The 17675-nt window shown below is 70.4% G+C and carries 15 protein-coding genes; 8 read left to right on the forward strand and 7 right to left on the reverse strand.

The annotated features are described in order from the left end of the window. Positions 1–19: 19 nt before the first annotated feature. Positions 20–1000 carry an iron-siderophore ABC transporter substrate-binding protein gene (locus ACYQ77_RS05305; RefSeq protein ID WP_459708161.1) on the reverse strand — a complete coding sequence of 327 codons (981 nt, stop codon included), beginning with the start codon at positions 998–1000 and terminating at the stop codon, positions 20–22. 136 nt (positions 1001–1136) lie between these two features. Here ACYQ77_RS05305 and ACYQ77_RS05310 point away from each other — a divergent pair, with 136 nt between their 5' ends. From ACYQ77_RS05310 to ACYQ77_RS05325, 4 genes are read left to right on the forward strand one after another with little or no spacing between them, the layout of a single operon-like run. Continuing rightward, positions 1137–2171, forward strand: coding sequence for a FecCD family ABC transporter permease (locus ACYQ77_RS05310; protein ID WP_459707919.1), 1035 nt, complete (start codon positions 1137–1139; stop codon positions 2169–2171). After that, the gene (locus tag ACYQ77_RS05315) at positions 2168–3202 is read left to right on the forward strand and encodes a FecCD family ABC transporter permease (RefSeq protein ID WP_459707921.1); all 1035 of its coding nucleotides are present in this window, start codon (positions 2168–2170) and stop codon (positions 3200–3202) included. The genes ACYQ77_RS05310 and ACYQ77_RS05315 overlap by 4 nt, the downstream gene beginning before the upstream one ends. Further along, positions 3199–4020: an ABC transporter ATP-binding protein gene (locus tag ACYQ77_RS05320; protein WP_459707922.1), complete on the forward strand. Its 822-nt coding sequence runs from the start codon at positions 3199–3201 to the stop codon at positions 4018–4020. The genes ACYQ77_RS05315 and ACYQ77_RS05320 overlap by 4 nt, the downstream gene beginning before the upstream one ends. A gap of 59 nt (positions 4021–4079) precedes the next feature. Beyond that, positions 4080–4265, forward strand: coding sequence for a hypothetical protein (locus ACYQ77_RS05325; protein ID WP_459707923.1), 186 nt, complete (start codon positions 4080–4082; stop codon positions 4263–4265). A gap of 493 nt (positions 4266–4758) precedes the next feature. Here the strand turns inward: ACYQ77_RS05325 and ACYQ77_RS05330 are convergent, their stop codons facing one another. After that, positions 4759–5982 carry a glycoside hydrolase family 18 protein gene (locus ACYQ77_RS05330; RefSeq protein WP_459707924.1) on the reverse strand — a complete coding sequence of 408 codons (1224 nt, stop codon included), beginning with the start codon at positions 5980–5982 and terminating at the stop codon, positions 4759–4761. Between the two features lie 721 nt (positions 5983–6703). Between ACYQ77_RS05330 and ACYQ77_RS05335 the strand changes: the two genes are divergently transcribed. Further along, positions 6704–7738, forward strand: coding sequence for an MBL fold metallo-hydrolase (locus ACYQ77_RS05335; RefSeq protein ID WP_459707925.1), 1035 nt, complete (start codon positions 6704–6706; stop codon positions 7736–7738). On the opposite strand, the gene ACYQ77_RS05340 is transcribed toward ACYQ77_RS05335, so the two are convergent. The 5 genes from ACYQ77_RS05340 to ACYQ77_RS05360 form a co-directional block, all read right to left on the reverse strand. Next, positions 7719–7934, reverse strand: coding sequence for a hypothetical protein (locus ACYQ77_RS05340; RefSeq protein ID WP_459707926.1), 216 nt, complete (start codon positions 7932–7934; stop codon positions 7719–7721). The two genes, ACYQ77_RS05335 and ACYQ77_RS05340, sit on opposite strands and share 20 nt — an antisense overlap. Before the next feature lie 359 nt (positions 7935–8293). Then, positions 8294–8953 carry an SWIM zinc finger family protein gene (locus ACYQ77_RS05345; RefSeq protein ID WP_459707927.1) on the reverse strand — a complete coding sequence of 220 codons (660 nt, stop codon included), beginning with the start codon at positions 8951–8953 and terminating at the stop codon, positions 8294–8296. Between the two features lie 89 nt (positions 8954–9042). Beyond that, positions 9043–11421 carry a DEAD/DEAH box helicase gene (locus ACYQ77_RS05350; RefSeq protein ID WP_459707929.1) on the reverse strand — a complete coding sequence of 793 codons (2379 nt, stop codon included), beginning with the start codon at positions 11419–11421 and terminating at the stop codon, positions 9043–9045. Between the two features lie 7 nt (positions 11422–11428). After that, positions 11429–12214: an ABC transporter permease gene (locus tag ACYQ77_RS05355; RefSeq protein WP_459707931.1), complete on the reverse strand. Its 786-nt coding sequence runs from the start codon at positions 12212–12214 to the stop codon at positions 11429–11431. After that, positions 12211–13161: an ATP-binding cassette domain-containing protein gene (locus ACYQ77_RS05360; RefSeq protein ID WP_459707932.1), complete on the reverse strand. Its 951-nt coding sequence runs from the start codon at positions 13159–13161 to the stop codon at positions 12211–12213. Before ACYQ77_RS05360 ends, ACYQ77_RS05355 begins: the two co-directional genes overlap by 4 nt. A gap of 83 nt (positions 13162–13244) precedes the next feature. Between ACYQ77_RS05360 and ACYQ77_RS05365 the strand changes: the two genes are divergently transcribed. The 3 genes from ACYQ77_RS05365 (at position 13245) to ACYQ77_RS05375 (ending at position 17506) form a co-directional block, all read left to right on the forward strand. Beyond that, positions 13245–14027 carry a TetR/AcrR family transcriptional regulator gene (locus ACYQ77_RS05365; protein WP_459707933.1) on the forward strand — a complete coding sequence of 261 codons (783 nt, stop codon included), beginning with the start codon at positions 13245–13247 and terminating at the stop codon, positions 14025–14027. Between the two features lie 250 nt (positions 14028–14277). Continuing rightward, positions 14278–15156 carry a bile acid:sodium symporter family protein gene (locus ACYQ77_RS05370; RefSeq protein WP_459707934.1) on the forward strand — a complete coding sequence of 293 codons (879 nt, stop codon included), beginning with the start codon at positions 14278–14280 and terminating at the stop codon, positions 15154–15156. A 124-nt stretch (positions 15157–15280) separates the two neighbouring features. Beyond that, positions 15281–17506, forward strand: a complete 2226-nt coding sequence (locus ACYQ77_RS05375) for a (Fe-S)-binding protein (RefSeq protein WP_459707935.1) — start codon at positions 15281–15283, stop codon at positions 17504–17506. Positions 17507–17675 lie beyond the last annotated feature (169 nt).

Raw genomic sequence — 17675 nt, forward strand, 5'->3', positions numbered from 1 at the left:
GGTGGTTTCTCCGACCGTCTCAGGACTTCTCGAGCAGCGGGACGAACTCGTCGATCGCGTACGGGATGCTGATCACGGTGTTGAACGACAGCGCGGCGCCGATCGCGGGCTGCGAGTACGGCACGTACAGCACGCGCCCGTCCTTGACGGCCTTCAGGCCCTGCCACACCGGGTTCGCGTCGAGGCTCTTCTTCGCGGCGGCCGGGTCGAACGTCAGCACCACGATCAGGTCGGTGTCGACCATGTCGAACCGCTCGCTGGAGAGCTCGACGGCGTTCTGCTCCTTGCTCTCCCGCGCGGCCTCGTTGATCTCCTCGGGCACGGTGAACCCGAGCTGCTCCAGGAACGCGGCCTTCGGGTCGGTCTCCTGGAAGGCGACCATCTTGCCCGGCTGGTACGGGTCGACGACGGCGACGGTCTTGCCCTGCCACTCCGGGTGTTCCTCGCGGAGCCGCGCGAACCGGTCGTCGATCTCCTTGATCTTCGCGTCCGCCTCGGCCTCGAGGCCCATCGCCTTGCCCGCCATGCGGGTCATGTCCTGCCACGGGGCGCCGTAGTCGTCGAAGCCCTTCGGCTGGCCGACCGTCTTCGCGATCTTGGACAGCTCGTCGTACTGCTGCTTCGACATGCCGGAGTACAGCGCGATGATCAGGTCCGGCTTGAGGTTCAGGATCTTCTCGAGGTTGTAGTCGTCGCGTTCGCCGACGATCTCCGGCGGGGTGTCGCCCCACAGGTCCTTCGTCCACGGCCAGAGCCCGTACGGGCGCTCCTTGAACCAGTCGATCGCGCCGACGGGCTTGCCGCCGAGCGCGAGCACGGCGTCCTGGTCGGACAGGCCGAGCGTGACGATCTTCCGCGGCTTCTTCTCGATGACGGTCGTGCCGTACTTGTGCTCGACCTCGACCGGGAACGTGGCCTGGCCCGAGGGAGCGTTCTCCCCGGTCGGCTCCTGTGCCGCGGGCGGATCGCCCACCCCGCAGCCTGCGAGGGCCAGAACCACGAACAACAGGGCAATCTTGGCTGACCTCATGAGTTCTCTTCGCTCCCAGTGCACGCAGGCGGGGTTAGGTAAGGGGAACCTAACATGGAGAGCTGAGGTATACCTACCCTAACTTCTGCCGAGTAGGCTAGGCCACATGATCCAGACCCACGCCGCGCCCGTCGGGGCGCCCGCGCGTGGGTCTGCCCGTCGCCGCACGACGTTCCTGGCCGCGTCGATCGCGGTCCTGCTGGTGCTGTGCGTGCTGTCGCTCGCGATCGGCACCAGGACCATCCCGCCTGGTGAGGTCGTCGCGACGCTCTTCGGGAACGGTTCGGAGAGCGCGATCATCTGGGGCACCCGCTTCCCGCGCACGCTGCTCGGCATCCTCGTCGGCGCGTCGCTCGGGCTCGCGGGCGCGGTCATGCAGGCGCTCACCCGCAACCCGCTCGGCGACCCCGGGCTGCTCGGCATCAGCGCGGGCGCCGCGTTCGGCATCGTCGTCGCGGTCGCCACCACCGGGATCGCCTCCCTGTACGGCTACATCTGGTTCGCGTTCGCGGGGGCGCTGGTCGCGAGCGCGGTCGTCTACCTGCTCGGCAGCGTCGGCCGGGGCGGTGCCACCCCTGTCAAGCTGGCGCTCGCCGGTGTCGCGATCACCGCGCTGCTGACCTCGCTCACCAACGGCATCTCGCTTCTCGACCCGCGGGCGCTCGACCGGTACCGCTTCTGGGCGTCGGGATCCCTTGCCGGACAGGACAACGCGGTGCTGCTCCGCGTCCTGCCGTTCGTGCTGGCCGGCGCGGTCCTCGCGCTCGCGTCGGCGAGCGCCTTCAACAGCATGGCGCTCGGCGACGACGTGGCGAAGGCGCTCGGCAGGCGGGTCGCGCTCATCCGCGTCCAGGGCGCGGTCGCGATCACGCTGCTCACGGGTGCGGCCGTCGCCGTCGTCGGGCCGATCGTGTTCGTGGGGCTCGTGGTGCCGCACGTCGCCCGCGCCGTCACCGGGCCCGACCACCGCTGGCTGCTGCCGTACAGCATGGTGTTCGCGCCGGTCCTCGTGCTGGCCGCGGACATCGTCGGCCGGGTCATCGCGCGGCCCGGCGAGGTCGACGTCGGCATCGTGGTCGCGTTCCTCGGCGCGCCGTTCTTCATCGCGCTGGTGCGCCGTCGCAGGCTGGCCGAGCTATGACGGCGATCGCCATCCGCGTCGGCGGCGCCTCCGCACGCGTGCGGCCGAGGGTGCTCGGGACCGCCCTGGTCCTCGCCGCCGTCGCGTTCCTGCTGTGCTGCGTCGGCATGACGATCGGGGACTACCCGCTGTCGGTCGGCAAGGTCGTCGCCGCGCTGTTCTCCCAGGGCGACTACCACGACCGGGTCGTCGTCTACGACTGGCGCATGCCGCGTGCGCTGTGCGGGTTGTTCGTGGGCCTCGCGTTCGGCATGTCCGGCGCGATCTTCCAGACCATCACCCGCAACCCGCTCGCGAGCCCCGACGTCATCGGCGTCTCCGCCGGCGCGACCACCGCGGTCGTGTGCGGCATCGTGCTCGGCGTCGGCGCCGGCCTCGGCACCCAGACGCTCGGGCTCGCCGGCGCGCTCGGGTCGGCGCTGCTGATCTACATGCTCGCGTGGCAGCGCGGCACCACCGGCTACCGGATCGTGCTCGTCGGCATCGGCGTCTCGTGGGCGTGCACGAGCGCCACCAGCTACCTGCTCGCGCACGCGAAGCTGTACGAGGCGCAGCAGATCGTCGGCTGGATGGTCGGCAACCTCAACGACAGCACGTGGGCGCAGGCCACCCCGCTGCTGGTCGCGATGGCCGTGCTCGTGCCGATCACGCTCGCGACGAGCGGCTGGCTCACCGCGCTGCACCTCGGTGACGACGTCGCCGTCGGGCTCGGCACCCCGGTGCAGCTCGCCCGGCTGACGCTGCTGGTGGTCGGCGTCGGGCTCGTCGCGTTCGGCACCGCCGCCGCGGGGCCGGTCGCGTTCGTCGCGCTCGCCGCGCCCCAGATCGCCAAGCGTGTCGCGGGCACGCCGGTGCCGCCGCTCGTCACGTCGGGGATCACCGGCGCGGTCGTGCTGCTGGGCAGCGACCTGATCGCCCGCGAACTCGTGCCGGACACGCAGCTCCCGGTGGGGGTCGTGACCGGCGCGCTGGGGGCGCCGTTCCTGCTCTGGCTGCTGGCCAGGGCCAACCGAGCAGGCTCGGGAGGATGACCGTGGAGTTGCGTGCCGAGCACGTCCGCCTCGCCTACGACAACCGGGTCGTGGTGGACGACCTCGACCTGCTCGTGCCACCCGGCCGCATCAGCGTGATCGTCGGCGCGAACGCGTGCGGCAAGTCGACGCTGCTGCGTGCGCTCGCGCGGTTGCTGACCCCGCGGGCGGGCACGGTGCACCTCGACGGGAAGTCCGTGCACGCCATGCCGACCAAGCAGGTCGCCCGCGTGCTCGGCATCCTGCCGCAGTCGCCGGTCGCGCCGGACGGGCTGACCGTCGTCGACCTGGTGACGCGCGGTCGTTCGCCGCACCAGAGCTGGTGGCGGCAGTGGTCGGCCGCCGACGAGGCCGCGGTGACCGCCGCGCTCACCGCGACCGGGATGACCGACCTCGCCGACCGGCCCGTGGACGAGCTGTCCGGCGGGCAGCGGCAGCGCGCGTGGATCGCGATGGCGGTCGCCCAGGAGACGCCGGTGCTGCTGCTGGACGAGCCGACGACGTTCCTCGACCTGGCGCACCAGATCGACGTGCTGGACCTGGTCGTCGACCTGAACCGGCGCGAGGGCAGGACGGTCGTGATGGTGCTGCACGACCTCAACCAGGCGTGCCGCTACGCCGACCACGTGATCGCGATGAAGGCGGGCGCGATCGTCGCCGAGGGCCCGCCCGCCGAGGTCGTGACGCCATCGCTGGTCGAGGACGTGTTCGACGTGCGGTGCCAGGTGACGACCGACCCCGTGAGCGGAACGCCACTGGTAATCCCCACTGGGCGACACCACTCACTCACCGACCGTGAACATCAGCACTCTCGGTAACACTTTCGCGGGCTGCGGCGAAAACCCAAACGTCAAGGTGCGTCTGTTTGGGGGATGACATGGCCGTCCGATGGGTGATCGGTCTCCTCGCCGCCGCAGCGTTCGTCGCCGGGCTGGTGCTCCAGCTCCTCGCGCTGACGATCGGCGGTCTCGCCGGTCTGCTCGTCGCCGTCGTCGTGCGCTCCGGCCACAACCCACTGGCCGAGAGCTACCGCGACATCCGCGACCCGCGCGGCATGCCGTGACCCTGTGGACAACCCGGCCGTCGCCGCCCGTTCCTGTCGGTGGTGCCCGCTAGGCTGGATGTCGGGGCCGGCGGCCGCTCCCGGTCTCGTCAGGACCGCTGACCAGCCGCCGTCGCCTCACCGTTCGGTGCCGGTCCTGGTTCGCCTTCCGGTGTGGACGCCCGTGAAAGCTCGCCCGGTGGCGCACAGCCATCCGCACGCGGACCGCCGACCTGTGGGTGGCGGCCGCTGGGCCGGATGCCGGGTCCGGCGGCTGCTCCGGTCTCGTCAGGATCGCTGACCAGCCCCTGCCGCCGTCGCCTCGCCGATCGGTGCCGGTCCTGCTCGTCCACTCCGAGCGCCCGTGAAAGCTCGCCCCGTGGTCAAAGTCATCCGCACGCGGACCGCTGACCTGCGGGCGCCCGCCGCTGGACTGGATGCCGGGGTCGGGCGGGCCGCCGTTGATCATGGCAAAGGACGCGTCCGGAGCCCGGACGCGCCCTCCGCCCATGTGTCAGCCCGCCATCGCGGTGATCAGTTCGCCGTTCGCCGTGTCGCCGGACAGTTCCCAGAAGAACGCGCCACCGAGGCCCTGCTGGGCGGCGTAGTCCATCTTGCCGCCGATCGTGGCCGGGGTGTCGTAGCTCCACCACTGCCCGCCGCAGAACGCGTACGCCGTGCCCGCGACGGTTCCCGTTGCGGGGCAACGGTCCTTGAGCACCTTGTAGTCCTCGATGCCCGGCTCGTACGTGCCCGGCGCGGGCCCGGTCGCCGCGCCGCCCGGCTCGGCCTGCGTGACGCCGGTCCAGCCGCGGCCGTAGAACCCGATGCCCAGCAACAGCTTCGACGACGGGACGCCCTTGCCCTTCAGCTTCTGGATCGCCGCGTCGGAGTTGAAGCCCGCGGCGGGGATACCGTCGTAGGCGGTCAGCGGCGAGTGCGGGGCCGTGGGACCGTCCGCGTCGAACGCGCCGAAGTAGTCGTAGGTCATGACGTTGTACCAGTCGACGTACTGCGCCGCGCCCGCGTAGTCGGCCGCGTCGATCTTGCCGCCGTCGGAGCCGTCGGCCGTGATCGCGGCGGTGACCAGGTTGTCCGGGCCGAACTTCGCGCGCATCGCGGCCATCACGTTCTCGAACGACTCGAACCCGCTCGTGTCGCACTGCAGGCCACAGGCGTTCGGGTACTCCCAGTCGATGTCGATGCCGTCGAACACGTCGGCCCACCGCGGGTCCTCGACGAGGTTGTAGCAGGACTCGGCGAACGCGGCGGGGTTCTGCGCGGCCTGGCCGAAGCCCCCTGACCAGGACCAGCCGCCGAGCGACCACAGCACCTTCAGTCCCGGGTGCATGGCCTTCAGCTTGCGCAGCTGGTTGAAGTTGCCGCGCAGCGCGCCCGCGTCCCAGGTGTCGGCGGTACCGTCCACACTGGACGCCGCGTCGTAGAACCGGTCGTAGTCCGCGTAGGCGTCACCGATGGCGCACTGGCCGTTCGTGACGTTGCCGAACGCGTAGTTGATGTGGGTCAGCTTGCCGGCCGAGCCGGACGTCTCGATGTTCTTGACGTGGTAGTTCCGCTGGTAGACGCCCCACTGGACGAAGTACCCGAGGGTGATCCCTCCCGCCGCCTCCGACACGGCGGGTGTGGACTCGGAACCCTGGGCTGGAGCGGCCACCAGGCCGAAGGTCGTGGCCACCATGGCCACCAGCGCGGACAGGCGCCATCGTGTGCGGGTCATCGTTCTCCTCGTGGATGCAGGGGGTCCAGCGCTTGAACGGAGATCCACTCCCACTATGTGGTCTAGACCACGCGCCGTCAAGTGGTACAGACCAAGTGGCAACTGTCAGGCCGGTGGTCGCGGCTGCTTCCCAGAGGCGATTTTCGGTGGCGCCAGGGTGTGGTCCCCGGTCCGTGGTCGACCTCGCACTGGCTTCCCGCGCTGGGCTCGCCTCCCGGGGCGGCTCCCGATCCGGGGCCGCCCTCCGTGTTGCGCCTCGGGCAGGCCTCCGGCGTTGGCCTTTCACCCATCGGGCTTGCCGCCCAGCTTGGGCCTGAGCACTGAGGTTGCCTCCCGGGTCGGCTGCTCGCCGTGGGCTTGCCTCGAGTTGGGCTTCCGTCCCGCGGTTGACTTCCCAGGGCGAGCTTCCGGCCCGGCCCGCCTCAGGCCTTGCCCTCGCGAGTCCGCGTCCGCGGTGGGACCCGCTTCGCGGGTTGGCCTCCGGCCCCCGATTTCCAGCCTACCGGGGAGGGGCGACAGTCCCGGCCCGTCAGCAGGTCGCCTGTGGACAACCCCGCCCCCTGTGGACAACCAGCTCCCACCACCGCAGAACTGTCGGTCCCCCGGTCTACGCTGGATTCCGGGGGCCGGTGGCCGCCCACCGCGCGTGTTCTTCGGCACGTCACCGACCCGGAAGTGAACCGAGATTTGCTAAGTTCGGTTTGCTAACGAGGAGGTGGCCATGGCCGAGGACCGGCACGCGTGGGTCGAGCCCGGGGCGTTCGAGGTGGCCCCCGGCGTGTACCGCATCCCGCTGCCCCTGCCCACGGACGGTCTGCGGGCGGTGAACGTCTACGCCATCGAGTCCGGCGACGGGCTCGTCCTCATCGACTCCGGGTGGGCGCTCGACGTCGCGGAGCGGCAGCTCGAGGCGGCCCTCGGCACGATCGGCCGCGACTTCTCCGACATCCAGCGCTTCCTCGTCACCCACGTGCACCGCGACCACTACACCCTGGGCGTGTCGCTGCGGCGGATCTACGGGAGCAAGATCGCGCTCGGGATCGGGGAGCAGCCGTCGCTCGAGCGGATCATGGCCCGCCGGCTCGACGGGCAGGCCGTCGAGATGGTCCGGTGGGGCGCCACGCCGCTGATGGAGGAGTGGCGGCGGCAGTTCGTCGAGCGGGACGAGCGCGAGGCGCCCGCCCGCTACGAGGAACCCGACGAGTGGCTCGACGGCACCACGAAGATCGACCTCGGCGACCGCACGCTCGTGGCCCTGCCGACCCCCGGGCACACGCAGGGACACGTCGTCTTCGTCGACGAGCAGGCCGGGGTGCTGTTCGCGGGCGACCACGTGCTCCCGCACATCACGCCGTCGATCGGGTTCCAGCCCGCACCGGCGAAGCTGCCGCTCGGCGACTACCTCGACAGCCTGCGCCTCGTCCGGTCCTACCCGGACCTGCGCCTACTGCCCGCGCACGGCCCGGTCACGCCGAGCGTGCACGCGCGCGTCGACGAACTGCTGGCACATCACGAGGAACGGCTCGCCGAGACGCTGGCGGCGGTGCGCGACGGGGCCGGCACCGCGTTCGAAGCAGCGCGGCAGCTGGGGTGGACCCGTCGGCACCGCCGGTTCGACGACCTCGACCTGTTCAACAAGACGCTCGCGGCGGGGGAAACCGCGGCACACCTTGACGTGCTGGTCGTGCGTGGGGAACTTCAGTCCGTCACCGTGGACGGGGTGGTGGAGTACTCCGTCACTCCGTCGGGGACTTGATGGCCCCGTTCTCGTCCAGCGTGTCGAGGCCCAGCATCGCGAGCAGGTTCGCGCAGTCCTGTGCGTCCGACGAGTGACAGGCGACGGTGAGTGCCGCCTTGCGGTTCTGAATGGCGTAGTGAACTCTCTCGTTCGCCCGCGCTTCGGCGAATCGGCCTTGCTCAAGGGTCGGGCTGGCGTGTCGTGCCCAGGTCATGCGGAGCCTTTCTGCCTGCTGCCGCGGTGGCGTCGGGGGCCATCTGCGGCAGCGCCATCGCTGACCGTCTCGCTCGGTAATCGGGGGTCCGAGCGGCACGGTCGTCCGGGGAAGCCTCCCGGCGATGGCAATCCTGACACTCCCCGAGTGGTTCACACCACCCCCGCACCGGTCTGACCGGCGGTAACACATAGTTGGAAAAGGTTGCTTATCGCCAGGTGAACTGGGCTTTAGGCTTTTATGCTCTCAGATTATTCCCAGCTTTCACGGTTATTAGGGTGAAGCACGTTCCGGATTCGGTCGATCACCAGGGGTGGCAAGTTCACGAGTTGATCATGCGTGGGCACCTGTTCGTAACATCACTGTGCGTATTCGGTCAGGAGTTTTCTGGCGCGTTCCGCGGCACGCGCCGCGATCGCCGCGAGTTCGCCGGGATCAATGCCCGGCGCGGGCGGCACGACCAGTTTTCGCGGCGGACCGGAAACCGGTGGCAGCGCCGGGAGCGGTTCCGTGCCGACGGCCGGCGCGGCGGCGGGGCGGGTGCGTGCGGCGGCCTTCCTGCGCAGCTCGTCGGTGAGGTCCTCCTGACCGAGGCCGCGCAACAGCAGCAGCATGAACGGGTCCGCGTCGAGCAGCCACGCGGCCTGGAAGCACAGCGCGGCCGCGTGCGTGCACGGCAGCTCCCAGCCCTCGCAGTCGCATTCCGGTTGCAGATCGCCAATTCCGGGCAGCAACGGGACATCCGCATCCGCCGCGGCCTCGACGAGGTCGTGCGGCATGTCCCGGTCGAGCAGCGCGGCGAGGTGCCCGGCCTTGGCGGCGACCTCGTCGAGGAACCGCTGCCACTGCGCGTCGGAGAGCCGGTCCACGAGCACGACCGTGTGGTGCACCCCGCCGTCGTCACCCGTCACCTGCGCGGCGAGCCTGCCCGCGCTGACGGTGATGGGGCCGACGAGCCCGGCGTAGGCGAACTTGCGGCCGCGTTTGAGCTGCCCGAGATCGAGCGACGTGTCCTCCATCGCCTGCAGCCACGCGTTTCCCCACCAGGTCCGCGCGAATCGCCCCGGTTTCCGTTTCGTGGCGGGAAAAGCAGGAAATCCGATCGCCGTCACAGGGCCTCCCTCAGTTCCACGAGTTCCGTCAGTTCGGCGTCGGACAGTTCGGTGAGTTCCGCGCCGTCCCGCTTGCCGAGCACGGCGTCGGCGAGTTCCTTCTTGGCCGCCAGCATGGTCGCGATGCGATCCTCCAGGGTCCCTTCCGCGATGAGCCGGTGCACCTGCACCGGCCGGTCCTGCCCGATCCGGTACGCCCGGTCGGTCGCCTGCGCTTCCACCGCCGGGTTCCACCACCGGTCGTAGTGCACGACGTGATCGGCGCGCGTGAGGTTCAGCCCGGTGCCCGCCGCCTTCAGCGACAACAGGAACACCGGAGGGACATCGCTTTCCTGGAACGTCCGCACCAGCTCGTCGCGCTGCCGCACCGGCGTGCCGCCGTGCAGGAGCTGCGCAGGCACACCCCGTTCGGCGAGGTGCCGCGCCAGCAACCGCGCCATCGCGACGTACTGCGTGAACACCAGCAGGCCGCCGCCCTCGGCGCGGATCGTGTCGACCAGCTCGTCCAGCAGCTCCAGCTTCCCGGACCGGCCGGTGAGCACGCCATCGTGCTCACCGAGGTACTGCGCCGGGTGGTTGCACACCTGCTTGAGCGCGGTGAGCAGCTTGAGCACGAGCCCTTTCCGTTGCACGCCGGTGCTTTCCCGGATCAGCGCCATGGTCTCGCGCACCACCGCCTCGTACAGCCCGGCCTGTTCGCGGGTCAGCGTGACGGGCCGGTCGGTCTCGGTCTTCGGCGGCAGCTCGGGCGCGATGCCGGGGTCGGACTTGCGGCGCCGCAACAGGAACGGCGTGACCAGCCGTGCCAGCTGTTCGGCCGCGAGCGGGTCGCCGGCCTCGACCGGCTGTGCCCACCGCGCCCGGAACTCGCCCAGCGACCCGAGCAGACCGGGCGTGGTCCAGTCGAGGACCGCCCACAGCTCGGAGAGGTTGTTCTCCACCGGCGTGCCGGTGAGCGCGATCCGCGCGCGTGCCGGGATCCGCCGCAGCGCCCGTGCGGTGTCCGAGCGCGGGTTCTTCACGTGCTGCGCCTCGTCGGCAACCACGAGGTCCCAGTCCACGGTGGACAACGCGTCGGCGTCGACGCGCATCGTGCCGTAGGTGGTGAGCACGAACCCGTCCGTCGCCACGATGGCACGACCGCCGCCGTGGTAGCGGTGCACGGCCACCCCGGGCGCGAACCGCCGGATCTCGCGCTCCCAGTTGCCGAGCAGCGACGCCGGGCACACCACGAGCGTCGGGCCGGTGCCGCGGTGGAGGTGGAGCGCGATCAGTGTGACGGTCTTGCCGAGGCCCATGTCGTCGGCGAGACAGCCGCCCAGGCCCAGCTCCGTCATCCGCGCGAGCCACCGCAGCCCGCGCAGCTGGTAGTCGCGCAGGGTCGCGGTGAGCGCGGCGGGCTGGTCGACGGTCTCGGTCGTGGCGAGCTTGCCCCGCAACAGTTCCAGCGGCCTGCTCGACGCGACGGGCACCCACTCGCCGTCGACGTGCGCCCGCCCGGTCAGCGCCGCGCCGAGCGCCTCGACCGCGGTGAGGGGCTTCAGCACCCGCTCCCGCGCCTTGCGTGCGAGGTCGGGGGTGACGAGCGTCCACCGGTCCCGCAGCCGCACCACCGGCCGGTGCGCCTCGGCGAGCACGTCCATCTCGGCGTCGGAGAGCGTTCGCCCGTCGACCGTCAGCTGCCACGAGAAGTCCATGACGCCCTCGAAGAACGACGGCAGCTCGGTGCCGCCGACCACCGTCGCCGCCGTCACGTCCCTGGCCAGCTCACGCGGCCAGTGCACGGCGACGCCGACGTCGGAGAGCGCTCGCTCGCCGTCGCGTGCCAGGTCCCCGACCTCCTCGTCGGTCAGCTCCAGCTGGTCCGGCACGGCCAGCTCCAGCAGCCGGGCGAGCGGTGGCCACGCCTGCGCGGCGTGCCGGAGCTCGAGCACGGCGTCGAGCCGCTCCTGGTGCCCGAACGCCTCACCCGCCCACACCGCCGCCGCGTCCGCGACGAGCCCGGGCTCGGTCATGCTGTGCACCTGGAGCACGGCGGAGAGCGCGTCCCCGGTCATCTCGACCCGCAGCGACACGCGCGCGGCCCGGTCGTGCTCGGCCGCGATCGCCGCGGCCCACTCGCGCAGCTCCGGCACGTGGTGCGGGACCGGGTCGGCGAACGGCGTCCGCGGCGTCACACTCGCCCCGGCCTCGCGTGCCAGCCGGTCGGCGACCGGGTCGAGCTGCTCGCGCGTGATCCCCAGCCGGCGCATGCGGTCCACATCGGACGGGTCGAGCGGGCCGACCCGCCACGCGGCGTACCCGTCCTCGGTCACGGTCGGCAGCAGGCGCCCACGTGCCACCAGGTGCAGTGCGAGCAGCTCGGCCTCGGTCATCGGTCTCCTATCGGGAGAGTCGCTGGAATCGGCGGACGGACAGGGGCGCGAAGATCGCGATCAGTGCGGCGGGCCACAGGATCGCCATCAGCAGTGCGTGCTCGGCGACCCACGAGTCCGCACCCCACGACGGGTTGCCGAACAGGTCCCGGGTCGCCGCGACCGTGGAGGACAACGGGTTCCACTCCGCGATGGTTCCCAGCCAGCCCGGCATCGTCCCCGGCGCGACGAACGTGTTCGACAGGAACGTCACCGGCCACACCAGGATCTGCACCATGACCACGTTCTCCGGGCCCTTGATCGTCAGGCCCAGGTAGATGCCCACCCACAGCAGCGCGAACCGCAGCAGGAGCAGCAGCCCGACCGCGGCGAGCACCTCGAGCGGGCCGGTGTGCGCCTGCCACCCGACCAGCAGCCCCGCCGCCATGATCACGGCCAGGCCGAGCGCCGAGTTCAGCATGTCCGCGCCCGCCCGGCCGGTGACGACCGCGGACGGTGCGATCGGCATCGAGCGGAACCGGTCGGTGACGCCCTTCTGCGCGTCCGTGCTGACCGCGATCATGGTCGCTTCCAGCCCGAACGCCATGGTCATGGCGAACATGCCCGGCAGGATGAACTCGCGGTACCCGTCGCCGCCGCCCGGCACCGCCATCGCGCCGCCGAACAGGTAGCCGAACATCACGACCATCAGCACGGGGAACAGCAGCCCGACGATCACCGGACCGGGGTCGCGGGTCCAGTGCAGGATGTCGCGGCGGGTGATCGTCCAGCCGTCGGCCAGTGCCCACCTCATGCGTGCACCTCCTTCTTGTCACCCGTCAGGTGCAGGAACACCTCGTCCAGCGTCGGCCTGCGCAACGCGACGTCCTCGACCGCGAGGCCCGCCTCCCGCAGTGCCCGGACCGCGTCGCCGAGCGCGGCCAGCGGATCGGTCACGGGCGCGCTGACCTGGCGGTTGTCGGCGTCGATCTGTGCCGGCGCGCCGGCGATCCGTGCGACGACCTCGGCCGCGCCCGGCAGCGCGGCGGTGTCGTGGAGGACGACCTCGAGCCGGTCGCCACCCAGCCGGGACTTCAGCGCGGCCGGGCTGCCGGACGCGATCACCCGGCCGTGGTCGACGACCGAGATCGCGCTCGCGAGCTGGTCGGCCTCGTCCAGGTACTGCGTGGTGAGCAGCACCGTCGTGCCCTCGCGGACGAGCGCGCGGACCGCCTCCCACACCTCGTTGCGGCCACGCGGGTCCAGCCCGGTGGTCGGCTCGTCGAGGAACAGGACGCGGGGTCGCAGGATGAGGCTCGCGGCGAGGTCGAGCCGCCGCCGCATGCCGCCGGAGAACTGCTTCACCGCCTTGGTGCCCGTGTCCGCGAGGCCGAACCGGTCGAGCAGCTCGGTCGCGCGGGCGCGGGCGTCCTTCGCGCTCAGGTGGTAGAGGCGGCCGAACAGCTCGAGGTTCTGCCGTGCGGACAGCACCTCGTCGACCGCGGCGTTCTGGCCGACCAGCCCGATGTGCGCACGCACCTGGTCCGGCCTGGTCATGACGTCGAAACCGGCCACCTCGGCGTGGCCGTCGTCGAGTTTCAGCAGCGTGGTGAGGATGCGGACGCAGGTGGTCTTGCCCGCGCCGTTCGGGCCGAGCACGCCGTGCACGGTCCCGGTGGCGACGGTCAGGTCCAACCCGTCGAGCGCGGTCTTGTCGCCGAACCGCTTGCGCAGGCTCTCGGCGACGATGGTCGGGCTCACCAGTCATCTCCCTTGTCGTACGTTGTACGGAGTTCGGATGGACGCTACCGTACATCGTACGGAGATTCTAGGATGTTACGGCGATGGCGAAGAAAAATGACGAGACCAAGCACTACGGCGGCCGCGGCGACCCGGTGCGCAGCATGGAGCTGCTGTGGGGGCTCGGTCAGGCGCCCCGTTCCCGTGGTCCGAAGCAGGGGCTCACGGTGGAGCGGATCGTGCAGGCGGGCATCGAGATCGCCGACGCGGAGGGCCTGGCGGCGGTGTCCATGCGCCGCGTCGCCGACCGGCTCGGCGTCGGCACCATGTCCCTCTACACGTACGTGCCGTCGAAGGCCGAGCTGGTCGACGTGATGTTCGACCGCGCGATCGGGTCGGCCGCGCGCCCGGAGGTCGAGGGCGGCTGGCGGGAGAAGCTGACCGCCATCGCGCGGTCCGCGTGGGACCTCTACCTGCGCCACCCGTGGTTGCTGCAGGTCATGGCCATGTCCCGGCCGCCGCTGGGCCCGAACAGCATCGCCGACTACGACCACCAGCTGCGTGCCGTCGACGGCATCGGCCTGACCGAGCTGGAGATGGACTCCGTGGTCAGCATGGTCGGCGTCTACGTGCAGGGCACCGCACGCGCGGCGGTGGAGGCCGCGTCGTCAGCCCGGGACACCGGCCAGACGGACGACGAGTGGTGGTCGGTCTACGCCCCCCTGCTGGAAAAGGTCTTCGACGCGGAGAAGTACCCGGTGGCGGCCCGCGTGGGCGCCATAGCAGGCGAGACCTACCAGTCGGCCTACGACGCGAAACACGGCTTCGAGTTCGGCCTGGCCCGCATCCTGGACGGCGTGGAATCCCTGATCAAAACCCGCCACTAACCCCAACCCCCGCGAGTCTCCCGTTCGGACCTCGCGAGTCTCCCGTTCGGAACCCGCGAGTCTCCCGTTCCGGACCCCCGAGTCGGCGGTTCGCGAGGGCGGCTCGATGGCCCGAACCGCCAACTCGCAGGTCGCGAACGGGAGACTCGCGGGTCCCCAGAGGGCGACTCGCGGGTTCTGAGTGGGCGACTCGCGGGGTTCGGCCTTTCGGCTGATTGTCAGTTTGTCCGATTGGTGTGAGTCTCCGGCAATGAACTCGTCGACGGCGACGACGGTCTTCCTGCCGGTCGCGCTCGGGATCGTGATGTTGGGGCTCGGCCTGTCGCTCACCGTCGCCGACTTCACCCGGGTGGTGCGGTACCCGAAGGCCACGATCGTGGCACTGGCCTGTCAGATCCTGGTGCTGCCCGCGGTCTGCCTCGGGCTCGTGCTGCTCTTCGACCTCGAACCGGCGCTCGCTGTCGGCATGATGCTGCTCGCCGCCTCGCCCGGCGGGACCACGGCGAACCTGTTCAGCCACCTCGCGCGCGGGGACGTCGCGCTCAACATCACGCTCACGGCCATCAACTCGGTACTCGCCGTCGTGACGCTCCCGATCGTGGTGAACCTCGCGCTCGCCGGGTTCATGGACGGCGACGACGCCATCGGCCTCCAGCCGGCCAAGATGCTGCAGGTCTTCGCCATCGTGCTCGTGCCGGTCGCGATCGGGATGGTGATCCGGCGCAAGGCACCCGCGTTCACGGAGCGCATGCGCGGACCGGTCAAGATTGCCTCGATCGTGGTACTCGTCGCGGTGATCGTCGTCGCGGTCTGGCAGGAGCGGGACAACGTGCTCGGCTACCTCCAGGACGTGGGCCTCGTCGCACTCCTGCTGTGCGTGTTCAGCCTCACGATCGGGTACCTCGTGCCGCGCGCCGCCAAGATCGAGAAGCGGCAGTCGATCGCGTCCGCGTTCGAGATCGGCGTGCACAACTCGACCCTCGCCATCACGATCGCGCTGTCCCCGTCGCTGCTGAACAGCGCGGAGATGGCGGTGCCGGCGGCGGTCTACGGCATCCTCATGTTCCTGCCCGCGGGTGTGCTCGCCGCCCTGTTCGCCCGGGATCGGGAACCAGCACCGATCCAGTAGCGGCAAACGTCACAACCCTGTTGCGCGACTCGCGACGCGATCGGAAATACTGGCGAGTAACAAGCAAGACTGACACCCTTGCAAGCCAGTCTTGGTCGTCACTGTCGCCGGAGGCGGATAGCTCGTGGTCGTTCGACTCATTCTCGGACTGCTGATCACCGTCGTGGTGCTCGGGCTGGCCGCGCGGCGCGCCAAGTTCCTCTACGAGCTGATCAAGTCCGGTCAGCCCGTCGACCGCTTCGACCACCTCGGCGCCCGCCTGTGGGCCCAGGTCAAAGAGGTCTTCGGCCAGCGCAAGCTGCTCAAGTGGTCCATCCCCGGCGCCGCCCACGCGTTCACCTTCTGGGGCTTCGTGCTGCTCCTGTCGGTCTACCTCGAGGCCTACGGCGCGCTGTTCGACCCCGACTTCCACATCCCGCTGATCGGCCGCTGGTCCGTGCTCGGCTTCGCCCAGGACCTCATCGCCGTGCTGGTCGCCGTGTCGCTGGGCGTCTTCGCGATCATCCGCCTGCGCAACGACCCGGAGCGCAAGGAGCGCAAGTCCCGCTTCTACGGCTCGCACACCGGCGGCGCGTGGCTGATCCTGTTCATGATCTTCAACGTCGTCTGGACGCTGTTCCTGTTCCGCGGCGCCGCGGCCGCGCTGGGCAACTTCCCGTACGACTCCGGCGCCTGGGTCTCGCTCGGCGTCGGTGAGCTGCTCGAACCGCTCGGCCACACCGCCAACGAGTGGATCGAGTCGATCGCGCTGCTCGCCCACATCGGCGTCGCGCTGTCGTTCCTGCTGATCGTGCTCCACTCGAAGCACCTGCACATCTTCGTCGCGCCGATCAACGTCTCCACCAAGCGTCTCCCGGACGGCCTCGGCCCGCTGCTGCCGATGGAGTCGAACGGCAAGCCGATCGACTTCGAGGACCCGGGCGAGGACGACGTCTTCGGTCGCGGCAAGATCGAGGACTTCACGTGGAAGGGCATGCTCGACTTCGCCACGTGCACCGAGTGCGGGCGCTGCCAGAGCCAGTGCCCCGCGTGGAACACGGGCAAGCCGCTGTCGCCGAAGCTCGTGATCATGGACCTGCGCGACCACCTGTTCGCGAAGGCGCCGTACCTGATCGGCGGGCAGGAGATGCCCGACCACAGCGACGTCGACGTGCTCGCCCTCGCCGAGGGCGACAACGGCCACCACTCCGTGCCGGAGTCCGGCTTCGGGCGCGTCCCCGACTCGGGGCCGGCGCAGGCGGTGCGGCCGCTCGTCGGCACCGCCGAGGTCGGCGGCGTCATCGACCCCGACGTGCTGTGGTCCTGCACGACCTGCGGCGCCTGCGTCGACCAGTGCCCGGTGGACATCGAGCACATCGACCACATCGTCGACATGCGCCGCTACCAGGTCATGATCGAGTCGGAGTTCCCGACCGAGCTGGGCACCCTGTTCCGCAACCTGGAGAACAAGGGCAACCCGTGGGGCCAGAACAACTCGGCGCGCATGGACTGGGCCAAGGACCTGCCGTTCGAGGTGCCGGTGTACGACGGGGTGCTGGAGCCCGACGTCGAGTACCTGTACTGGATCGGCTGCGCAGGCTCGTTCGACGACCAGGCCAAGAAGACCGTGCGGGCGACGGCCGAACTGCTGCACATCGCGGGTGTCAAGTACGTGGTGCTGGGCAACGAGGAGTCCTGCACCGGTGACCCGGCGCGGCGCGCGGGCAACGAGTTCCTGTTCCAGATGATGGCGCAGCAGACCGCGGAGATGCTCAACACCGTGTTCGAGGGCCGCGAGCCGGAGAAGCGGAAGATCATCACCACGTGCCCGCACTGCATGAACACGCTCGCCCGGGAGTACCCGCAGCTGGAGGGCATGATCCCGACGTTCGAGGGCACGAACGGGCACTGGGAGGTGCTGCACCACACGCAGGTGCTGAACCGCCTCGTCCGCGACAAGAAGCTGACGCCCGTCAAGCCGCCGGAGGGCGGGACGCCGGTCACCTACCACGACCCGTGCTACCTCGGCCGCCACAACAAGGTGTACGAGGCGCCGCGTGACCTGGTCACGGCGACCGGCATGCAGCTGACGGAGATGCCGCGCCACGCCGACCGGTCGCTGTGCTGCGGCGCGGGCGGCGCGCGGATGTGGATGGAGGAGCACCTCGGCAAGCGCATCAACCTGGAGCGCGTCGACGAGGCCCTGAGCACGAACGCCAAGGAGGTCGCGACCGGCTGCCCGTTCTGCCGCGTCATGATCACCGACGGCCTCGTGCAGCGGCAGAGCGAGGACAAGGGCACCGACGTCCAGGTCCGCGACGTCAGCCAGATGCTCCTGGAGTCCGTCAAACGCGGCCAGCCCACCCCCTGACCCCGCGAGTCACGCTCCAGAACACCGCGAGTCGCGCTCTCGCGCACACTGAGTTGTACGTTTCGTGCACCTGCGACCTGCACGAAATCGACAACTCGGTATGCGTGAGAGCGCGACTCGCGCTGTTTGAGGGCGTGACTCGCGGGTTTCGGGGGGCGGGACTCGCGGG

It is taken from the genome of Actinophytocola sp. KF-1 (assembly GCF_054661535.1).

Bases quoted from the DNA above. Each gene is read 5' to 3' on its own strand.
- ACYQ77_RS05335 (WP_459707925.1), top strand. From the start codon at position 6,704: ATGGCCGAGGACCGGCACGCGTGGGTCGAGCCCGGGGCGTTCGAGGTG.
- ACYQ77_RS05325 (WP_459707923.1), top strand. From the start codon at position 4,080: ATGGCCGTCCGATGGGTGATCGGTCTCCTCGCCGCCGCAGCGTTCGTC.
- ACYQ77_RS05370 (WP_459707934.1), top strand. From the start codon at position 14,278: ATGAACTCGTCGACGGCGACGACGGTCTTCCTGCCGGTCGCGCTCGGG.
- ACYQ77_RS05310 (WP_459707919.1), top strand. From the start codon at position 1,137: ATGATCCAGACCCACGCCGCGCCCGTCGGGGCGCCCGCGCGTGGGTCT.
- ACYQ77_RS05350 (WP_459707929.1), bottom strand. From the start codon at position 11,421: ATGACCGAGGCCGAGCTGCTCGCACTGCACCTGGTGGCACGTGGGCGC.
- ACYQ77_RS05320 (WP_459707922.1), top strand. From the start codon at position 3,199: ATGACCGTGGAGTTGCGTGCCGAGCACGTCCGCCTCGCCTACGACAAC.
- ACYQ77_RS05345 (WP_459707927.1), bottom strand. From the start codon at position 8,953: ATGGAGGACACGTCGCTCGATCTCGGGCAGCTCAAACGCGGCCGCAAG.
- ACYQ77_RS05355 (WP_459707931.1), bottom strand. From the start codon at position 12,214: ATGAGGTGGGCACTGGCCGACGGCTGGACGATCACCCGCCGCGACATC.
- ACYQ77_RS05315 (WP_459707921.1), top strand. From the start codon at position 2,168: ATGACGGCGATCGCCATCCGCGTCGGCGGCGCCTCCGCACGCGTGCGG.
- ACYQ77_RS05330 (WP_459707924.1), bottom strand. From the start codon at position 5,982: ATGACCCGCACACGATGGCGCCTGTCCGCGCTGGTGGCCATGGTGGCC.
- ACYQ77_RS05340 (WP_459707926.1), bottom strand. From the start codon at position 7,934: ATGACCTGGGCACGACACGCCAGCCCGACCCTTGAGCAAGGCCGATTC.
- ACYQ77_RS05365 (WP_459707933.1), top strand. From the start codon at position 13,245: ATGGCGAAGAAAAATGACGAGACCAAGCACTACGGCGGCCGCGGCGAC.